Below are 17161 nucleotides of genomic sequence, written 5' to 3'. Positions count from 1 at the left end.
ACGCGGCCGGGTGCGCTGGACGAGCCGGATGCGTGGTCGCGGGTCAGGCGGGCGGCTCGTCCGGGCCGGGGTGCTCCTCGTCCGACGTGGGCACGTCGTCCGCCGGGGGCTCGCGCCGGGGCTGCCCGGGGCCCGCCGCGGTGTGCGCCGTCTCCCAGGGGTCCTCGTCCGCCTGGGCCTGCTGGTCCGGCATGTCCCGGGGGACGGGCGGGCGGTGTGCGGTCACGGTGTGCTCCCTTCTCCGGCTTCTCCGGTCCGCGCGTCGCCCGGCGGCCGCGGACCTCTTCGGTCTGCCGGTCTCCGTCCGCCGCCGGGCCGAGGCGCGGGTACCTCCGTACGGGTCCGCGAAACCCCGCCGACCTGCGGAAGTCCCGTCGGCCCCGACCGGGCACCGGCCGCTTGCCCGCGGTCCGGTCGGGCCGCCCGGCCCCCCGGGCGCGGCGCCGGGTCAGCCGCGCAGCCGCAGCGCCCGCATCTGCTCCTCCATCGGGCCGAGGCCGACGTCCTGGCGGCGCTCGTCGAGCGTCCGGGGCAGCCGGACCGGGTACGGGCGCAGGGTCACCGGATTGATCCGCGTCCCGTAGAACTGCGGTTCGCCCAGTTCCACGGCGCAGTGGTCGGCGATGTACGCGAGGTGGACGGCCGGGGTGCGGCCGTCGGCCGTGGCCTGCGCGATGAGGTCCCGGCAGCGCAGCCGCAGGTCCAGCCGGGGCGCGTGCAGCAGGATCATCAGCGCCGCGGTCGACGCCTCGGCGCCCACGGCGGCGGCGGCCGGCCAGCCGTGCCGGCCGACGATCCCCGCGAGGGCGTCGGCGTTGTCCCGGTGGCACTCGGCGACGCCGCGCCTGCGCTGCGGTGTGGGCGCGGCGCCCGCCTCACGCGTCAGCCGCCGGTCGCGTTCGGCCCGGCACAGCAGGTCCTGGACCACCGCCGCGGTGAAGGGCGCGGTGGCGGCCTCGCCGGGCTCCCCGGCGCCGCGGGTACCTTCAGCGCCGAGGACGGCGGCCGGGACGTCGGCCGATGCGGGACCCGCCGTGTACAGCGCCGACAGGGCGCGGCGCAGCCGCCCGTCCGGCGGTGCTGCGGTGCGTCCGTCGCGGGGGTGGCCGTCGTCGTCGGTATCACCGGTGGCCGTGCCCGCGCCCGTGCCGGTGCGGGGGGTTCGGGACACGGTGTCCGACGCGGTGTCCGACACGTACATCGCCGTCAGCGCCTGCCACAGGCGCCCTTCCGGGGCCGCCTGCGCCGTCCCGGGCGCCGTCTCCCCGGCCGCCGTGCCGGCCGCCGATCCGTCCGGGGCGGCGGTGCCGGGCTCCGGTGCGCGGGGTGCCGGGGGTGCGTACGCCCGGCCGTCGCCCGGCGCGGGGACGGCGGCGCGGGCCACGGTGTCCGTGCCCGCGTGCGCCTGTGCCGGGTGGTCCGTCATGACGCGGCACCCCGCAGGCACAGCGTGAACCAGACCCGCTTGCCGCGGTTGCCGGGTTCGGGGGGCGCCAGTCCCCAGTCGTCGGCGAGGGCGGCCACGATGGCCAGCCCGCGCCCCGACTCGTCGGCGGCGTCGGCCGCGCGGCGCCGGGGCAGCAGGGGCGACCGGTCGGCCACCGTCACCCGCAGGGTGCGGGCGGTGCGTTCGATGGTGAGGGTGACGGTGTCGCGCGGGCCGCTGCTCGCGTGGCTGACCGCGTTGGCGAACAGCTCGTCCGTGGCGAGGACCGCGCTGTCGCACTGGTCGGCGGTGAGCCGCAGCCGGGCGAGGTGCTGGGTGACCAGGCGCCGTACCGCCGAGGCCCAGGACGGGTCGGCGGGCACGGTGGAGCGCAGCCGGGGCGGTCCGGCCGCCCGGTCCGCAACGCGTGCGGCGGCCGGGAACTCGTCCCGCGCCTGCGCCGGTGCGTGCGGGGGACCGCCGTGCTGTGCCCTGGATCCGGTCATCGGGCCTCCCGGCACCCCGTCGTGGCGCGGCGCGCGCCACCGTCGCCGGTCCGGCGCGCGCCACCGGCCCCGGCCGGGCCCTCCTCGCGGCTCGTGGGCTGTCCGTCGGTCACGGTGGTCATCCAGCTCTCGCCTCGCAGTCCCGTGCGGCCCGAGGACCGCACCGCACCTGTTGGAACGTCAGTTCCCATACCAGCAACGCGAGTTGATCACCATACGGCGACCCGGATGCCGGCTTCCCGGATCACTATGATGTGGCACACACTCGGCCCGCAACCTGCGTTCTGATAATTTCAGACAGCCTCGCATCACTCTGTTCGAGTCGTCCGGCGCGTGACACACTGCACGCTGTGACAGCCGCTCCGGGAGGTCAGAGGTGAGTGAGAACCGCTCCGGCGGCAGCGCACCCACCGTTCTGCGGATGGTTCTCGGCAAGCGCCTGCGGCAGCTGCGCGAACGCGCGGGTGTGTCCTTCGAGGAGGCGGCGCGCACCATCGAGGTGACGCCGCTGACGGTGCGCCGCATAGAGAAGGCCGAGGTCGGCCTGCGTATCCCGTATGTGCGGGAGCTGCTGCGCGCCTACGGTGTCCCGGACGCCGAGATCGACGACTTCGCCGCCCTGGCGCGCGAGGCCAACAAGCCCGGCTGGTGGTACAAGTACCGCGATGTGCTGCCGGAGTGGTTCAAGGCGTATGTGAGCCTGGAGAGCGAGGCGAGCGTCATCCGCCTCTACGAACCGCACTACGTGCCGGGGCTGTTGCAGACGTTCGACTACGCCGTCGCGCTGATGCGCGTCGGTTTCCCCAACGAGTCGAAGGAGGAGCTCGCCCGCCGGGTGGACCTGCGCCTCAAGCGGCAGGATCTGCTGGACAGACCGGGCGCCCCCGCCGTCTGGGCCATCCTGGACGAAACGGTGCTGCGCCGTCCCGTGGGCGGCGCCGCGGTGATGCGCGCCCAGGTGGACCGGATCCTGGAGGCCCTGGAGACCCCGAAGGTACGGATCCAGATCATGCGTTACGCCGTGGGGGCCCACCCGGGCGCCTACGGCCCCTTCCACCACTTCCGCTTCGGCTTCTCCGAACTGCCCGACGTGGTCTACACCGAGAACCTCGCGGGCTCGGTCTACTACGACCGGCCGGAGGACGTCGTCACCTATCTAGAGGTACTGGACCGGATGTCCGTGCAGGCCGAACCGGTCGCGCGGACCAAGCACATCCTGGCCGAACTGCGTAAGGAGTTGTGATCCCATGGCATCCACCGCACCCCGGACGCCCGCCCCTTCGGTCCGCAACGGCATGCCCGCGGGCGAACTGGGCACCGAGGGCTGGCACAAGCCCTGGAGCGGCACCAACGGCGGCTCCTGCGTCGAGGCCAAGCGCCTGCCGGACGGCAGGATCGCCGTGCGCCAGTCCACGGACCCCACGGGACCCGCGCTGATCTACACCCGGGACGAGATGGTCACCTTCCTGGCGGGCGCCAAGGCGGGGCTCGCGGACTTCCTGGTCGACTGACCGGAGCGCACGGCGGCCGCCGCCGGGGACTGCCCACTCCCCCGTCCCCGCAGCCCGGCGCCGCGCACTCCGGATCCCGCAGTCCCGCGATCCCGCAGGACCCGGGCCGAGGGCGTCCCCGGGCCGCGGCCGAACCCGGCCCGCCCCGCCCCGGCCCGCCCCGCGGGGCCACCCGCACGCCACCTCCCGCCGTGCGGGTGGCCCCGCCCCCGGCGGCGGACGCCGCCCGGCGCGCGGCCCCGCGCCGGTCCGGTCCCGCCGACCCCCTGGTGCGCCCCGGGCGCCACCCCCTCGGTGCCCCTCGCGCCCCCCGTGCCCCGCTTCGCATCCCGCGCCTCACGAACCACCGTTCTGCGCAAGGACGTCGACGGTATTTTGGATCCCCGCGTGACGTACGGCAGGAGACCCCCATGACCCACGGCCGCCCCACCCCCGACCAGGACGCGCTGTCCAAGATCGACACTTCGGTGCCCCACTCGGCCCGCATCTGGAACTACTGGATGGGCGGCAAGGACAACTACGAGGTGGACCGGATCGCGGGCGACGCCTACCGCGAACACGCCCCCGCCATCGAGACGATGGCCCGCGCCTCGCGGGAGTACCTGATTCGCGCCGTGACCCATGTGGCCGGTGAACTCGGCGTGCGCCAGTTTCTCGACATCGGCACCGGCCTGCCCACGTACGACAACACCCACCAGGTCGCCCAGCGCATAGCCCCCGAGGCGCGCGTCGTCTACGTCGACAACGACCCGCTGGTGCTCCGCCACGCCCAGGCGCTGCTCACCAGCACGCCCGAGGGCGTCACCGAGTACATCGACGCCGATCTGCGCGACCCCGCGACGATCGTCGAACGCGCCGGGCGGATCCTGGACTTCGAGCAGCCCGTCGCCCTGATGCTCATGGGCATCCTCGGCCACATCCAGGACTACGAGGAGGCGAAGTCGATCGTCCGCCGCCTCCAGGCCGCCCTGCCCTCCGGCAGCTACTTCGTCCACTACGACAGCACGGACACCGACCAGGCGCTCAAGGAGGCCCAGCAGGGCTACGACGACACCGGCGCCGTCCCCTACGTGCTGCGCAGCCCGGAGCAGGTCGCCGCCTACTACGAGGGCCTGGAGCTGCTGGAGCCGGGCATCGTCTCCTGCCCGCTGTGGCGCCCCGCGCCCGGCACGGCGCCGAAGCCCACCGACATCCACGGCGGGGTGGCCCGCAAGCCCTGACGGCGGGGTCGGACGATGCCGGGAGTGCGGGCTGCTACGGCCTGCGCTCCTCCAGGGCCGTCTGCCAGGCCGGGGGGCGGGCCTCGGGCACCGGTGCGGCGGGGCGCCCGCCGCGGGCGAAGAAGTCGGCCAGCGGCAGGATCGCCGCGCCCACGGTGACCGCGTCCGGGCCGAGCCGCCCCAGTTCCACGGTGACCCGCTCGGCGGGGTGGCGCAGGGCGTAGGCCGTGGCGTGGCGGCGTACGGCCGGAAGGAAGCGGGCGCCGAGTTGGAGGCCCGCCCAGCCGCCGATGAGGATGCGCTCGGGCTGGAAGAGGTTGATGAGGTCGGACAGGCCCGCGCCGAGGTACTCGGCGGTCTCCTCCAGCACGGCCAGCGCGACCGGGTCGGCCGCGGTGCCCTCGGGCGGGTAGGCGGCGGCCAGCATGGCGGTCAGTGCGGTCTCCTCGTCGGTGCCGCCCGGCGGCCGGCCGCCCTCCTCGCGCCAGCGGGCCAGCAGCGACTCGGCGCCCGCGTAGGCCTCCAGACAGCCGAGCGCGCCGCACCGGCAGCGGCGCCCGCGCACCCGTACCGTCAGATGGCCCCACTCCACGGCCCGGCCGCGCTCCACCTCGGGCGTGACCAGGCAGGCGCCGACGCCGGAGCCGAAGAGCACCACGACCGCGTTGCCCGCGCCGCGTCCGGCACCGAACCACATCTCGGCCTGGCCGAGCGTCTTGGCGCCGTTGTCGATGAAGCAGGGCACGCCGTCCGGGAGTTGCCCGCCGGAGCGCAGCAGCCTCTCCAGGGGCACCGCGTCCCAGCCGATGGTCTGCCCGTGCACGACGGCGCCCCGGTCCTCGGTGCGCTCGACGATGCCGGGGACGCCGATGCCGACGCCGAGCAGGCGCTCGGGGGCGAGCCCGGCCGCGCGCAGGACCTCGGCGACACCGTCCCCGATGTGGCCGGTGATCACGTCGACGTCGTAGCGCTGCCCGGTCAGCGGCCGTTCGGTGCGCGCCAGTTCGGTGAGGGTCAGGTCGAACAGCTCGACACGGACCCGGGTCTCGCCGACATCGACGCCGATCATGTGGCCGCTGCCCGGGACCACCCGCAGCAGGGTGCGCGGGCGCCCGCCGTCGGAGTCGACGCTGCCGGCCTCCTCGACCAGTCCGTCGGCGACCAGGTCGGCGACGACATTGCTGATCGAACCCGAGCTGAGGCCGGTGGCGGGGCCCAGTTCGAAGCGGCTGAGGGGGCCGTCGAAGTACAGCCGTTGCAGGACGGCCGTGCGGTTGGCCCGTCTGAGATCGCGCACCGTGCGCCCGTTCCGCCCCGCCGCCATGTGGCTCCCTCGTCCTTGCACGCGTGCCCTGTCCCGCCCTGTCCGACCTGCAACATACCGCCGGGGGCCGGTCCGGCGCGACTTCCCGTCCCCCTTAGGTCAGGCAATAAATTAAGGCGTGGCCGGTTCTGTGGCGGGGTCCGGCCCGGCCACGGCGCCCGCGCGGGGCAGGCAGGCGGTGCCCGCTCCCTCGGGCGCTCCGTGCCGGGCGAGCAGATGCCACACCTTCTTCAGGTCCTGTGCCGCGTGGCGGCCGGAGCGGGCGGCCTCGCCGATGATCCACGGGTCGAGGTGCCCGTCCCGGGCGATCCGCGCCCCGAGCGCGGTGTACTCGGCGCCCCGGTAGTCGCCGTGGCGGCGCAGTTCCCGCACGGACAGCCGGTAGCCGGGGTGCCAGGCGAGCGGGCAGGGCAGGTCCCGCGCGTCGGCCTCGACGGGGGTGCCGCGGTAGCTCGCGTCCAGGACCAGGACCTCCACGTCCCGGGCGAGGTCGACGCCGCCGTGCACCTGGGCCTCGACATAGTCGTCCAGGGCGTCCCGCTCGTCGGCCTCGGCCAGCGCGGTCAGGGCCAGGGCGGCGGCGGTGCCGAAGTCGGCGGGTTCGGCGGCGCTGTCGGGGTAGCAGAAGGTGGCGCGGTGCAGGGCCGCCGCCGTGAGCCGGACGTACGAGGACCCGAACCGGGGCGCGGCGCCGACCACTTGGCGGCGGAAGTCCAGCGCGCCGTAGACGGGCCGGGCGGCCGCGGGCGCGGTGTCGTAGGCGCCGCCGAAGATGCGGTGCTCCCAGCGCCAGCGGTCCCCGCCGGGATGGGCGGTGAGTCCGCCGTTGCTGGTGCCGGTGACGAACTGCGAGTGGTACGCGCCGTCCCGGGCGAGCGCCCGCAGCAGGGGCAGGCCGCCCGAGAGCCGGTCGGGGTGGAAGTTGAGCGTGATCCGCAGGTCCGGTGCGAGCGCCGGGCCCGCGGAGCGTTCCGCGACGTGCGCGATCGCCGCGCGGGCCGCCGGTGGCAGCGCCGGCCCGGCACCGCTGCGGATATTCATTGGATCCCCCTCCTGCAACCTGCTTATCCTAGCTGTGAACCTAAAAGCCTTAGGCATCGGAGCCGTGGTCCGTCCCGGTGCCCGATCCACCCAGCCACCCGGAGCCTTTCATGAGACCTCTGTCCGAGCAGGACATCCGCGCCTGCTTCGTCAACTGCTCCAAGGGCGAGGCCAAGCGGCTGGCCGTCCCCCGCGACCTGGCGGAACGCCCCTGGGACGACCTCGACTTCCTGGGCTGGCGCGATCCGGGCGCACCCGACCGCAGCTATCTGGTCACCGAGCGCGAGGGCCGCGCGGTGGGCGTGGCGCTGCGCTTCCCGGCCTCGCAGCGCGGCTTCCTGCACCGCAGCATGTGCTCGCTGTGCCTGACCACGCACCCGGGCGGCGGGGTCTCCCTGATGACCGCCCGCAAGGCGGGCACCGCGGGCCGCGAGGGCAACTCGGTCGGTCTGTACATGTGCACCGACCTGGCCTGCTCGCTGTATGTGCGGGGGAAGAAGGTGCCGCAGAACGGCACCCGGTTCGAGGAGAGCCTGACGGTGCAGGAACAGATCGCCCGGACCAGCGGCAATCTGGCCGCCTACCTCGACAAGCTGTACGCCTGACGGCCGCGCCCGGCCGCTCCGCCGGGCCGCCGCGCCCGCCCGCCGCGCGGACGGCCGTACTCGGCGGACGTGACGTTCGACGTGTCCGCGAACGGGGAACAGCGCAAGGGATGCACGATGTGAGCGAGTCGATGTCGTCCCTCGTCCGGCTGGTGAAGCGGCACCGGGACCCGGTGGTCGTCCAGGCGCTGCGCTCGACGGTCGCGGCCACGATCGCGTATGTGATCGCGAAGTGGCTGAGCCCGGAGCCGGCACCGCTGACCGCGCCCCTGACGGCCCTGCTGGTGGTCCAGGTCACCCTGTTCGCGACGCTCCAGACCAGCGTCCGCCGGGTGAACGCGGTGGTGGCCGGTGTGGTCGTCGCCATCCTCTTCTCCCTGCTGGTGGGCCTGACCTGGTGGAGCCTCGCCCTGGTGATCCTGGCGGGTCTCGGGGTGGGGCACCTCGTGCGGGTGGACGAGTTCGTCGCCGAGGTGGCGATCAGCGCGATGCTGGTCCTCGGCGTCACCACCGTCGGCAGCACGGCCTGGGCGCGGATCGTGGAGACGCTGATCGGCGCGGTGGTCGGCATGGGCTGCAATCTGCTGCTCGCTCCCCCCTTGTGGACGGAGCACGCGGGCGAGTCGATCGACGGGCTGGCCCGCCGGATGCGGCGGCTGATGCTGCACATGGGCGAGGAGGTGGCGGGCGGCACCCCGGTGGAGCAGGCCGCCGCCCGGCTGCACGAGGCCCGTCGGCTCGACCACGACATCGCCGACGTGGACGCGGCGCTGCGGCAGGCCGAGGACAGCCTGCGGCTGAACCCGCGGGTCCGCGAGGGGCTGCTGCACCGGGTGGTGCTGCGCACCGGCCTGGACACGCTGGAGATCTGCACGGTGGTGCTGCGGGTCCTGGCGCGCACCTTCACCGACCTGGCCAAGGCGCGCGAGCCCAGGCCGCTGTTCTCGGCCCCGGCCGGTGCTCTGGTGCAGCAGTTGCTGTCCGAGATCTCCGACGCGGTGGTGAGCTACGCGGTGCTGGTGACCACCGATGTGAGTGTGAGCGCCGAGTCCGCCGAGTCCCGGCTCGCGGCCGAGCTGCGGCAGGCCGCGGCCACCCGCGACAAGCTGGCGGGGCAGTTGCTGGACGAGGTGCAGCACGACGCGAGCCAGTGGCAGTTGCAGGGCGCGGTGCTGACCGAGGTCAACCGCATCATCGACGAGATGGACACCGAGCACCGCACCCAGCGGCTGCTGGAGGAACTGGACCGGCACACCCGCGAGCAGCGCGAGCGCCGGTCGCGGCTGACCCGGATCGCGGACCGGCTGGGGGCGCCGGTGCGCAACCGCCGGAACCAGGAGGAGCCCGCCCGGCGTTCTGGCTGAAGGACGGCCGTTCCGGACGAGCGGCGGACGGCGGGGACGGACGGGGAGGGCGCGGATGAGCGGCGCGGCGGTTCGGATCGACGAGGACACCTTGCAGCTGCCCGGCGGTGTGGGCGTGCGGTTCATGCGCACGCTGCGGCTGCCGGAGACGGGCACGCATCCGTTGCCGCCGGGGCTCGGCACCTTCCCGCTGCGGCGGGTCGCCGACCACGCGGACCGGGTGCCCGAGGAGATGCGGCGGCGCGGCGGTGTGCTGCTGCCGGTGTATCTGCGCGAGGCGATGTGGCTGCGGTTCCTGGGCACGCGGCCGGTCGCCGTGCAGGTCGGGGCGGGCAAGGTGTGCGCGGTCTCGGGCGAGCCCTGGAGCGGCCGGCTCGCCGGGGATCCGCAGAACTACGTGGTGGTGCCGCGCCAGCCCTGGCTGGACGGCGTCAACTCGGGGGCGGGCACGGTCCGGCAGTTCGTCGCGGTGCCGCTGGGCCTGGGGGCGACCGTGGAGGGCCAGGTCACCGGCGAGGAGGTCTGGGGCGGGGTGCAGTTGCAGTCGTTCCCGCTGGGCGCGGCGGCGCTGGAGCGGTGGCGCGAGGAGGAGCGGCGGGCGGTGCTGCGGCGCACGGCGGCGGGGCCGCTCGCGGCTCCGGGGGCCCTCGCGGCGGGCGCGCCGCCGCCGGCGCCCTCGGCACCGGCTCCGCGGGGCGCCGCGATGGGCCTGGGCGCGGGCGGTTCGATGCGCCAGGAGGTGTACCGGGACCCGCGTCCGCTGAGCGACTGGGCGCCGCAGCCGGCCGGGCGGGTGTTCGTGCACCTGGTGACGCCGCCGCAGTGGCGGCACATCACCGGCGAGGCTCCCCCGCCCTCGCCGGTGGACCGCGCCGCGTACACCGCGGCCGGCCTGCCCTGGTACGACTACTTCGACGAGGACGCCGACGATCTCTCCCCCACCGACGCGCTGGCGGCGGTGCGGCCGGTCGGCGACTGGCTGGGCGAGGACCACGAGCCCTGGCAGCAGCCCTCGCCGGGGCAGGTCACCCCGCTCAAGGACGCCCCGGGCGGCGCGGTGCAGGACGGCGACTGGTGACCCGCCCGCGCGTTGCATGACATGCAACGCACGTTGCCACTCTTGCCCACCCGGGGTGGTCCGGTCCAAGGTGGCGGTGACGACCTCCTACGAGACCTGGGGTGCGGCATGGGCAGTGGTGCGGGAGCGCCGGGCGGCCGGTGGAGCAGGCGGCGGCTGATGAGCGCCGTGACGGGCGCCGCCGCGATGGCGGTGGTCCCCGCTCCGGCGCGCACGCCGGAGCCACCGGGGTCCGCGGCGCCGGCGGCGGCCGGGGAAGGCGCCCGCGCGGCGAGGCGGCCGTCCGGGACCCGGCCGCTGTACCTCGGCACCTACACCTCCGGCGCGAACGGCGGCACGGGCATCGGCCTGGCGGCGTACGACCCGGTCTCGGGCGCCGTGACCGGGCAGGGCGTGCTGACCGGCGTGCCCGACCCGTCGTATCTGACCGTGCACCCGGACGGCCGCACCCTGTACGCGGTCGACGAGCGCGCCGACGGGGGTGTGACGGCGGTCCGGCTCGCCGACCGCGCGGTGCTGGGCACCCGGAGCACCGGCGGGGCCGGGCCCTGTCATCTGTCCGTGCATCCGGGCGGGCGCTGGCTGCTGAGCGCCAACTACACGTCCGGCAGCGTGGCCGTGCATCCGATCGACGGCTCCGGGGCACCGGGCGAGCGCACCGCGCTGGTGACGCACTCCAGCCCGCCGCCCGGACCCGGCCAGCAGGGCCCGCACGCGCACCAGTTCACCACCTCACCGGACGGCGGCCATGTCCTCGCCGTCGACCTCGGCACGGACACGGTGTACTCCTACCGCCTGGACGAGCGCACGGGCCGGCTGGACGAGGTCTCCCGGGCCGGGACGCGGCCCGGGGCCGGACCGCGCCATCTGACCTTCCACCCGGGCGGGCGGTACGCGTACCTGGCCAACGAGGTCGACGACACGGTCGCGGTCTGCGCCTACGATCCGCCGAGCGGGCGGCTGACCGTCGGTGAGCCGCAGTCCTCGGGCTCCGGGGCGGGCACCAACTATCCGGCGCAGTTCCTCGTCACGGCGGACGGCCGGTTCGCCTATCTCGCCAACCGGGGCGACAACACCCTGGCGCGCTACGCCGTGGAGGCGAGCGGCGCCCGGCTGCGCCTGCTGGACACGGTGCCGGTGGCGGGTGACTTCCCCCGGCAGATCGCGTTCTCCCCGGACGGCGCGCTGCTGTTCGCGGCGAACCAGAGGTCGGGCACCGTCAGTGTCTTCCGCGTCGGCGGCCGGGACGGCTCGCTGCGCCTGGCGGGCGAGCCGTTCGCCTCACCCGTCGCCGTCTGCGCGCTGCCGCTGTAGCGGACGCGGGCAGGCGGCCGCGCTGGCCTGGGCGAGCAGGACGTGCATCCGCTCGGCGAGCTGGGTGACGTCGTCGGCCGGGGTGTGGAAGGCCAGCCGTACGTCGCCCTGGCCGCGCACCCGTTCGATGCGCAGGGTGAGGCCGTGCCGGTCCACGGCGAGCGGGCGGACCCGTACGGCACCCTGGAGGCTGTCGGCGGCGACCAGCCGGGTGAGGTGGTCCACCGCGTCGGAGTGCGCGTCGGCGAGGTGGGTGAGCAGCTGGGCCTCGGCGACGGCCAGCGGGTCGGGGGCCGCGGCGGCGAACTCGCCCGGGTCCACGGCGACGGCGTCGCCGGGGCGGCGCAGCAGCACGCGCCGGGGCCCGAAGTCCAGGTGGCCGTCGGCCCGGGTGAACCGGCCGGCCAGCCACAGCCGGGCGCGGATCCGGTCGCGCACCGGGACGGGTGCCACGTCGGCGAACTCCAGGACGCCGGGCAGTTCACCGCGCGGCGCGCAGAACGCGGCTGCGGCCAGGGGGCTGTCCTCGGGCAGCCGCAGCAGGACCCGGCCGTCCTCGGTGACGGTGTGCGCGCCGGTGAACTCCTCCCGGCCGCCCTCCGCGGTCACCGCGCAGGACCAGGCGGCGGCGAGCACCGAGCGCGCCCGCTGTGCCGCTCCGGGCACCGCCGTCCATGTGTGGCTGTCGCCCATCCGGAACCTCCTCGCTAGCCATCCATAAGGTAAGGCTTGCCTAACTTATCGAAGATCGGGGCGCACGCCAACCATGTCGGCCCGACCCGGGCGTCCGGGAGGGGGCGCACGGAGGCGCGCTACGGCCCAGACGGGGACGGCGTCCGAGCGTGTCACGAGGCGGCGGGACGGCGGCCCGGCCCGTCGGTCAGGGCGCCAGGACGCCCAGCAGGGCCCGTGCGCACAGGTCCCTGACCTGCGCCCGGGTCAGCTCGGAGCCGCGCAGCCACTCCAGACAGACGGCGGTGGTGAAGGCCAGCCAGCCGCGGACGGCGAGGCGCAGATCGGGGCGGCGGGCGGCGGACGGGCCGAACTCGGGGTCGGCGTCCAGCGCGGCCAGGATCTGCCGCTCCTGCGCGGCCAGGGCGCGCCGGTAGACCCGGCGCACGGCCTGGTCGCCCGCCGCGTCCGCCCGGTGGAAGGCGCGGTAGCCGTGCGCGTGGGCGCTGACGTACTCCAGATAGGCGTCCAGGCCCGCCGTCAGCTGCTCGCGCACGGGCACCCCGGGGACGGCCGCGGTCATCCGCAGCATCCGCCCGCTCTCCCGCTCCACGACCGCCGCGAAGAAGTCCCGCTTGGTCGGGAAGTAGTGGTAGAGCAGACCGCGGGAGACCCCGGCGATCTCGGCGACCTGCTCGATCCACACGTCGTCGTAGGGGCTCTCGGAGAACAGCCGCGCCCCGACGGACAGCAGTTGCTCCTTGCGCTCCCCCGTGCTCAGCCGGCGGCGCGTGCGCTGCTCCCCCTGGTTCGCGGCCATCCCCGCACTCTACTTGACGCGAGTTCAACAACGGGACCAGACTGGAACCGCTATTGAACCGACATCCAACACGTGCCGAGGGACCGGCACGGCGCCCGGCCGGGACTCCGGCGGGCCCGGGGAGAACGGGGAGCGCACGGCATGGCGGAGACCACGACCGGGACCGGACTGCCGAAAGGATTCCGCGACGCGGGGACGGGCTGGCCGCAGTTGGAGCGGCTGCCGCACCCGGCGCACCGGATCCCCTTCCTCGGCGATGTGCTGGGGGTCGACCGCAGCACGCCCCTACAGGACTCGATGCGCCACGCCCGTGCGCTCGGCCCGATCTTCCGCCGCAAGGTGTTCGGCAAGGAGTTCGTCTTCGTCTGGGGTGCGCGGCTGGCGGCCGACCTCGCGGACGAGAGCCGGTTCGCCAAGCACGTGGGGCTGGGCGTCGCCAATCTGCGCCCGGTCGCCGGGGACGGTCTGTTCACCGCGTACAACCACGAGCCCAACTGGCAGCTCGCGCACGACGTGCTCGCGCCCGGCTTCAGCCGCGAGGCGATGGCCGGCTACCACCGGATGATGCTGGACGTGGCCGCCCGGCTCACCGGCCACTGGGACCGCGCCGAGGCCGCGGGGAGCGCCGTGGACGTGCCCGGGGACATGACGAAGCTGACCCTGGAGACGATCGCGCGCACCGGTTTCGGCCATGACTTCGGCTCCTTCGAACGCGCCCGCCCGCACCCCTTCGTCACCGCGATGGTCGGCACCCTCAGCTACGCGCAGCGCCTCAACTCCGTGCCCGCGCCGCTCGCTCCGCTGCTGCTGCGCGGGGCGACCCGCCGCAACGCCGACGACATCGCGTACCTCAACCGCACCGTGGACGACCTCGTGCGCGCCCGCCGCACGGACAGCGGGAGCGGCAGCGACAGCGGGGATCTGCTGGACCGGATGCTGGAGACGGCGCATCCGGAGACCGGGGAGCGGCTGTCCGACGAGAACGTCCGCCGCCAGGTGATCACCTTCCTGGTCGCCGGGCACGAGACGACCTCCGGCGCGCTGTCCTTCGCGCTGTACTACCTCTCCCGGCACCCGGAGATCGCCGCCCGCGCCCGCGCCGAGGTGGACCGGATATGGGGCGACACGGCGGCGCCCGGCTACGAGCAGGTCGCCAAGCTGCGCTATCTGCGCCGGGTGCTGGACGAGTCGCTGCGGCTGTGGCCGACCGCGCCCGCCTTCGCCCGCGAGGCCCGTCAGGACACGGTGCTCGCCGACGAGCATCCGATGCGGCGCGGCGCGTGGACACTGGTGCTGACCCCGATGCTGCACCGCGACCCCGACGCCTGGGGCGCGGACGCGGAGCGCTTCGACCCGGACCGCTTCGACGCGGCGGCGGTGCGCGCCCGTCCGCCGCACGTCTTCAAGCCGTTCGGGACCGGCGCGCGGGCGTGCATCGGCCGCCAGTTCGCGCTGCACGAGGCCACGCTGGTGCTCGGTCTGCTGCTGCGCCGCTACGAACTGCGCGCCGACCCCGCCTACCGGCTCAAGGTCACCGAACGTCTCACCCTGATGCCGGAAGGACTGCGGCTGCGCCTGGAGCGGCGCACACCGCCCGCCGCACAGGAGCCGGAGGCGCCGTCGGGGGCGGTGGCGGAGGGCGGCGGATCAGGGCCGCGCTGTCCAGTGCACGGGGCGGGTGACTGACCCGGGCAGCCGGGTGCCCGCGCCGCCGCGGGCCGCGTTCAGCTGCGGCTGGGTCAGGAAGAACGCGCCGGTCAGGTCGGCGTCCGTGAGGTTCGTGTCACGCAGATCGGCACCGATCAGGTCGGCGCCGCGCAGATCGGCGCCGGTGAGGTCGGCGGCGATCAGCAAGGCGCCGCGCAGGCTGGCCCCGCGCAGATCGGCGCCCCTCAGCCGGGCTCCCATCAGGTCGGCGCCCCGCCGGTCCTTCTTCCGCCCGCGCACCCCGGCCCGCATCAGTTCGCTGGTGCGCAGCAGCAGTGCGTTGACCTCCTGCCGGTGGGCGTCCACGTCGAGTGCGGCCAGTTCGGCCGGTGGCAGCAGGGTGAGTTCCTCGGTGCGCTCCAGCAGGTCGCGCAGACCGGCGTGGACCGGCCGGGCCGGGGCCAGGGAGAGTGCCTCGGTCAGGTACCACAGCAGTTCGTGCAGATGCCGTACGACCGGGAAGGCCGCGGCCATCTCGCCGAGCGCGCCCGCGGGTTCCGTACGCCAGTCCCGGCCGCCGAAGGTGACCTGGGAGACCTTCTGGCCCGCGCCGAAGCAGTCGTACACGGTGCAGCCCGGGTAGCCCTCCTGGCGGAGCCGGGTGTGGATGCCGCAGCGGTGATCGGCCAGGAGGTTCGGGCAGGGCTTCCCGGCGGGCTTGTCGCGCGCGAAGTCCGCGGAGGCGGCGAAGGGCAGGGCGACGCAGCACAGTCCGAAGCAGTTCGCGCAGTCGCCGCGCAGCCCGGACCGCGCAGCGCCGTCGCGCCGCTCCTCTGTCTGATCTGCCATGCCCCCACCCTACTGATCCGCTGCGGGCCCCTGGACCACCGTTCGGCCGGGGAAGGGGGCGACGGCGGCGGCGAACCGGGCGCGGGCAGCGTGCCGGGCGCGGTCCGGGTGGCCGCCGGGTCGTACGCGCCCGCGGAGCCGTGGACCGCGGCCGCCGCCCGGTTCCTCTCCTCGGCTTCGGCGGCTTCCGTGACCCGTGCCGCCTCGCCCCAGCGGCCGCGCAGGAACGGGGCGATCGCCTCCCACGGCACCCGCGCCGCCCGGCCCGCCACGACTTCTCCGAGGGCCGCGTACGCCGCCGGGTACCACGGCTCGCACGCCCGCAGCCGCGCGGTGGCGAGCCGTACGTCCGCGGTGACCTCGATGCCGACCGCCACCGGGCTCGGGGTGACCAGCACCCGCCGCCCCACCCGCTGCGGATGGCGGGCCGCCCACAGCACCGCCGGGTCGGCGCCCGCGCAGTGCGCCGGCACGTCCATCCGGTCCAGACCCAGGTGCTCGCGCAGCGCCTCGACGTCGTCGACGAGCCGGTCGCAGCGGTACGTGGCGGAATCGCGGGGCGTCTGCGAGGCGCCGGTGCGCGGAGGGCCCGCCGAGGTCCCCGAGGCAGGCCGGGGCGAGGCGGGTTCCGTCCCGGGCGGGCAACGTCGGCAGGGCGTCGACCCTGGCAGTGCCCGCCCCGGGGCGGCAACGGGTCTGTCCGCGGCGGCGGTTCGGGGGCGGTTCAGCCGGTCACGGCGGCGGGCAGGTCCAGGGGGGCCAGCCGGTCGGGGTCGGACAGGATGTAGAGGTGGGTGATCCGGCCGTCGGCGACGGTGACGGCCATGACCGAGTGCGGGCCCGCCTGCGGGGTGTTGGCCACGCCCACCGTGCCGTTGACCAGGACCAGCCGTGCGGTCGGGGCGTAGCGGGAGAAGGTGAGCGCCTGCGACGCCACGGTCCGCGCCCCGCGCATCACCTTCGAGGCGGCGGCGCCGCGGGCCAGGGCGCCGGCGTCGACCCGCAGCACCACGTCGGGGTGCAGGACGGCGACCAGGGCCTCGAAGTCGCCGCCGCGGGAGGCCGCGAGGAATGCCTCCAGCACCTCCTTCTGCCGGGCGAGGCCGGTCTCCGCCGACGGGGTGGCGCCCTGCACGCGGCGGCGGGCGCGGCTGGCCAGTTGCCGGGTCGCGGCCGCGGTGCGTTCGACGACCGGCGCGATGTCGTCGAACGGCACGGCGAACAGGTCGTGCAGCACGAACGCCAGCCGCTCGTCCGGTTCCAGGGTCTCCAGCACGACGAGCAGGGCGAGCCCCACCGAGTCGCCGCGCAGCGCCTCCTGCTCCGGGTCGGCCGAGGCCAGCGGCCGGACGACGGGGTCGGGCACGAAGGTCTCGTCGAGGGGATCCTCGCGGCGGGCCGTGCGGCTGCGCAGCAGGTCGAGGCAGACCCGGCCGGTCACCGTCGTCAGCCACCCGGCCAGGTTGCCGACGGCGCCGCTGTCGGCGCGGGTGAGCTTCAGCCAGGTCTCCTGGACGGCGTCCTCGGCCTCCGTCAGCGAGCCGAGCATCCGGTAGGCCACCGCCCGCAGATGCCCGCGGTGCTCCTCGAACCGCCGCGCCAGCCGCTCTTCGTCCGCCGTGCCCGCCGTCCCTGCCGTGCCCGCCGTCCCGCCGCCCGTGCCGTCCGCCATGTGCCGCCCCCGTCACCGTCGTGCCCCCGAGCGCGCCCGCGCCCGTGGATCATCCTAGGCACGGGCACGGGCACGGGCACGGGCGCTGCGCCGGGGTGTCCGGGACCGCGCA

The 17161-nt window shown here is 75.2% G+C and carries 17 protein-coding genes and 1 pseudogene; 8 read left to right on the top strand and 10 right to left on the bottom strand.

Annotated elements, in window-relative coordinates; genetic code table 11:
* Positions 1-43: 43 nt before the first annotated feature.
* The 3 genes from B086_RS40505 to B086_RS0121615 all read right to left on the bottom strand — a co-directional run bounded on the left by B086_RS40505 (position 44) and on the right by B086_RS0121615 (position 1932).
* A complete protein-coding gene (locus B086_RS40505) occupies positions 44-226 on the bottom strand; it encodes a hypothetical protein (protein WP_018568516.1) in 183 nt (60 codons plus the stop codon).
* A 222-nt stretch (positions 227-448) separates the two neighbouring features.
* Entirely contained in the window at positions 449-1426 is a 978-nt protein-coding gene (locus tag B086_RS46115; RefSeq protein ID WP_018568515.1) for a DUF6624 domain-containing protein, read from the bottom strand.
* Positions 1423-1932 carry an ATP-binding protein gene (locus B086_RS0121615; RefSeq protein ID WP_018568514.1) on the bottom strand — a complete coding sequence of 170 codons (510 nt, stop codon included), beginning with the start codon at positions 1930-1932 and terminating at the stop codon, positions 1423-1425. Before B086_RS0121615 ends, B086_RS46115 begins: the two co-directional genes overlap by 4 nt.
* A 376-nt stretch (positions 1933-2308) precedes the next feature.
* On the opposite strand from B086_RS0121615, the gene B086_RS0121610 reads away from it, so the two are divergent.
* The 3 genes from B086_RS0121610 to B086_RS0121600 all read left to right on the top strand — a co-directional run bounded on the left by B086_RS0121610 (position 2309) and on the right by B086_RS0121600 (position 4663).
* A complete protein-coding gene (locus B086_RS0121610; protein ID WP_018568513.1) occupies positions 2309-3175 on the top strand; it encodes a helix-turn-helix domain-containing protein in 867 nt (288 codons plus the stop codon).
* Between the two features lie 4 nt (positions 3176-3179).
* Positions 3180-3443, top strand: coding sequence for a DUF397 domain-containing protein (locus tag B086_RS0121605; protein ID WP_018568512.1), 264 nt, complete (start codon positions 3180-3182; stop codon positions 3441-3443).
* A gap of 410 nt (positions 3444-3853) precedes the next feature.
* Positions 3854-4663 (top strand): SAM-dependent methyltransferase, encoded by an 810-nt coding sequence (locus B086_RS0121600; protein ID WP_018568511.1) that lies wholly within the window; start codon positions 3854-3856, stop codon positions 4661-4663.
* Positions 4664-4697: 34 nt separating this feature from the next.
* On the opposite strand, the gene B086_RS0121595 is transcribed toward B086_RS0121600, so the two are convergent.
* Together B086_RS0121595 and B086_RS0121590 are read right to left on the bottom strand one after the other, a co-directional pair.
* Positions 4698-5987: an ROK family transcriptional regulator gene (locus B086_RS0121595; protein ID WP_018568510.1), complete on the bottom strand. Its 1290-nt coding sequence runs from the start codon at positions 5985-5987 to the stop codon at positions 4698-4700.
* A 111-nt stretch (positions 5988-6098) separates the two neighbouring features.
* Positions 6099-7028: a DUF3626 domain-containing protein gene (locus tag B086_RS0121590; protein WP_018568509.1), complete on the bottom strand. Its 930-nt coding sequence runs from the start codon at positions 7026-7028 to the stop codon at positions 6099-6101.
* Positions 7029-7138: 110 nt separating this feature from the next.
* Here B086_RS0121590 and B086_RS0121585 point away from each other — a divergent pair, with 110 nt between their 5' ends.
* The 4 genes from B086_RS0121585 to B086_RS0121570 all read left to right on the top strand — a co-directional run bounded on the left by B086_RS0121585 (position 7139) and on the right by B086_RS0121570 (position 11389).
* The gene (locus B086_RS0121585; protein WP_018568508.1) at positions 7139-7633 is read left to right on the top strand and encodes an FBP domain-containing protein; all 495 of its coding nucleotides are present in this window, start codon (positions 7139-7141) and stop codon (positions 7631-7633) included.
* Positions 7634-7743: 110 nt separating this feature from the next.
* Positions 7744-8997, top strand: a complete 1254-nt coding sequence (locus B086_RS0121580; RefSeq protein ID WP_018568507.1) for an FUSC family protein — start codon at positions 7744-7746, stop codon at positions 8995-8997.
* Between the two features lie 55 nt (positions 8998-9052).
* Positions 9053-10075: a hypothetical protein gene (locus B086_RS0121575; protein ID WP_018568506.1), complete on the top strand. Its 1023-nt coding sequence runs from the start codon at positions 9053-9055 to the stop codon at positions 10073-10075.
* A gap of 159 nt (positions 10076-10234) precedes the next feature.
* Positions 10235-11389, top strand: a complete 1155-nt coding sequence (locus tag B086_RS0121570; protein ID WP_018568505.1) for a lactonase family protein — start codon at positions 10235-10237, stop codon at positions 11387-11389.
* On the opposite strand, the gene B086_RS0121565 is transcribed toward B086_RS0121570, so the two are convergent.
* Positions 11357-12082 carry a DUF2470 domain-containing protein gene (locus tag B086_RS0121565; RefSeq protein ID WP_018568504.1) on the bottom strand — a complete coding sequence of 242 codons (726 nt, stop codon included), beginning with the start codon at positions 12080-12082 and terminating at the stop codon, positions 11357-11359. The genes B086_RS0121570 and B086_RS0121565 overlap by 33 nt on opposite strands.
* Positions 12083-12269: 187 nt before the next feature.
* A complete protein-coding gene (locus B086_RS0121560; protein WP_018568503.1) occupies positions 12270-12881 on the bottom strand; it encodes a TetR/AcrR family transcriptional regulator in 612 nt (203 codons plus the stop codon).
* Positions 12882-13022: 141 nt separating this feature from the next.
* Between B086_RS0121560 and B086_RS0121555 the strand changes: the two genes are divergently transcribed.
* On the top strand, positions 13023-14567 hold the full coding sequence (locus B086_RS0121555) for a cytochrome P450 (protein ID WP_018568502.1): 1545 nt from the start codon (positions 13023-13025) through the stop codon (positions 14565-14567).
* On the opposite strand, the gene B086_RS0121550 is transcribed toward B086_RS0121555, so the two are convergent.
* The 3 genes and pseudogenes from B086_RS0121550 to sigJ form a co-directional block, all read right to left on the bottom strand.
* On the bottom strand, positions 14529-15377 hold the full coding sequence (locus tag B086_RS0121550) for a pentapeptide repeat-containing protein (protein WP_018568501.1): 849 nt from the start codon (positions 15375-15377) through the stop codon (positions 14529-14531). The two genes, B086_RS0121555 and B086_RS0121550, sit on opposite strands and share 39 nt — an antisense overlap.
* Before the next feature lie 434 nt (positions 15378-15811).
* Positions 15812-16048, bottom strand: a pseudogene (locus B086_RS45550) (hypothetical protein); the annotation flags it as partial.
* 53 nt (positions 16049-16101) lie between these two features.
* Entirely contained in the window at positions 16102-17049 is a 948-nt protein-coding gene (gene sigJ, locus B086_RS0121545; protein WP_018568500.1) for an RNA polymerase sigma factor SigJ, read from the bottom strand.
* Positions 17050-17161: the final 112 nt, after the last annotated feature.

The organism is Streptomyces sp. PsTaAH-124 (assembly GCF_000373685.1).
Lineage (GTDB): Bacteria > Actinomycetota > Actinomycetes > Streptomycetales > Streptomycetaceae > Streptomyces > Streptomyces andamanensis.
The sequence above is the reverse complement of the archived record's forward strand: the minus strand, read 5'-3'. Positions and strand labels throughout refer to the sequence as shown.

Bases quoted from the DNA above. Each gene is read 5' to 3' on its own strand.
- B086_RS46115 (WP_018568515.1), bottom strand. From the start codon at position 1,426: ATGACGGACCACCCGGCACAGGCGCACGCGGGCACGGACACCGTGGCC.
- B086_RS0121615 (WP_018568514.1), bottom strand. From the start codon at position 1,932: ATGACCGGATCCAGGGCACAGCACGGCGGTCCCCCGCACGCACCGGCG.
- B086_RS0121605 (WP_018568512.1), top strand. From the start codon at position 3,180: ATGGCATCCACCGCACCCCGGACGCCCGCCCCTTCGGTCCGCAACGGC.
- B086_RS0121600 (WP_018568511.1), top strand. From the start codon at position 3,854: ATGACCCACGGCCGCCCCACCCCCGACCAGGACGCGCTGTCCAAGATC.
- B086_RS0121595 (WP_018568510.1), bottom strand. From the start codon at position 5,987: ATGGCGGCGGGGCGGAACGGGCGCACGGTGCGCGATCTCAGACGGGCC.
- B086_RS0121590 (WP_018568509.1), bottom strand. From the start codon at position 7,028: ATGAATATCCGCAGCGGTGCCGGGCCGGCGCTGCCACCGGCGGCCCGC.
- B086_RS0121585 (WP_018568508.1), top strand. From the start codon at position 7,139: ATGAGACCTCTGTCCGAGCAGGACATCCGCGCCTGCTTCGTCAACTGC.
- B086_RS0121580 (WP_018568507.1), top strand. From the start codon at position 7,744: ATGCACGATGTGAGCGAGTCGATGTCGTCCCTCGTCCGGCTGGTGAAG.
- B086_RS0121575 (WP_018568506.1), top strand. From the start codon at position 9,053: ATGAGCGGCGCGGCGGTTCGGATCGACGAGGACACCTTGCAGCTGCCC.
- B086_RS0121570 (WP_018568505.1), top strand. From the start codon at position 10,235: ATGAGCGCCGTGACGGGCGCCGCCGCGATGGCGGTGGTCCCCGCTCCG.
- B086_RS0121565 (WP_018568504.1), bottom strand. From the start codon at position 12,082: ATGGGCGACAGCCACACATGGACGGCGGTGCCCGGAGCGGCACAGCGG.
- B086_RS0121560 (WP_018568503.1), bottom strand. From the start codon at position 12,881: ATGGCCGCGAACCAGGGGGAGCAGCGCACGCGCCGCCGGCTGAGCACG.
- B086_RS0121555 (WP_018568502.1), top strand. From the start codon at position 13,023: ATGGCGGAGACCACGACCGGGACCGGACTGCCGAAAGGATTCCGCGAC.
- B086_RS0121550 (WP_018568501.1), bottom strand. From the start codon at position 15,377: ATGGCAGATCAGACAGAGGAGCGGCGCGACGGCGCTGCGCGGTCCGGG.
- sigJ (WP_018568500.1), bottom strand. From the start codon at position 17,049: ATGGCGGACGGCACGGGCGGCGGGACGGCGGGCACGGCAGGGACGGCG.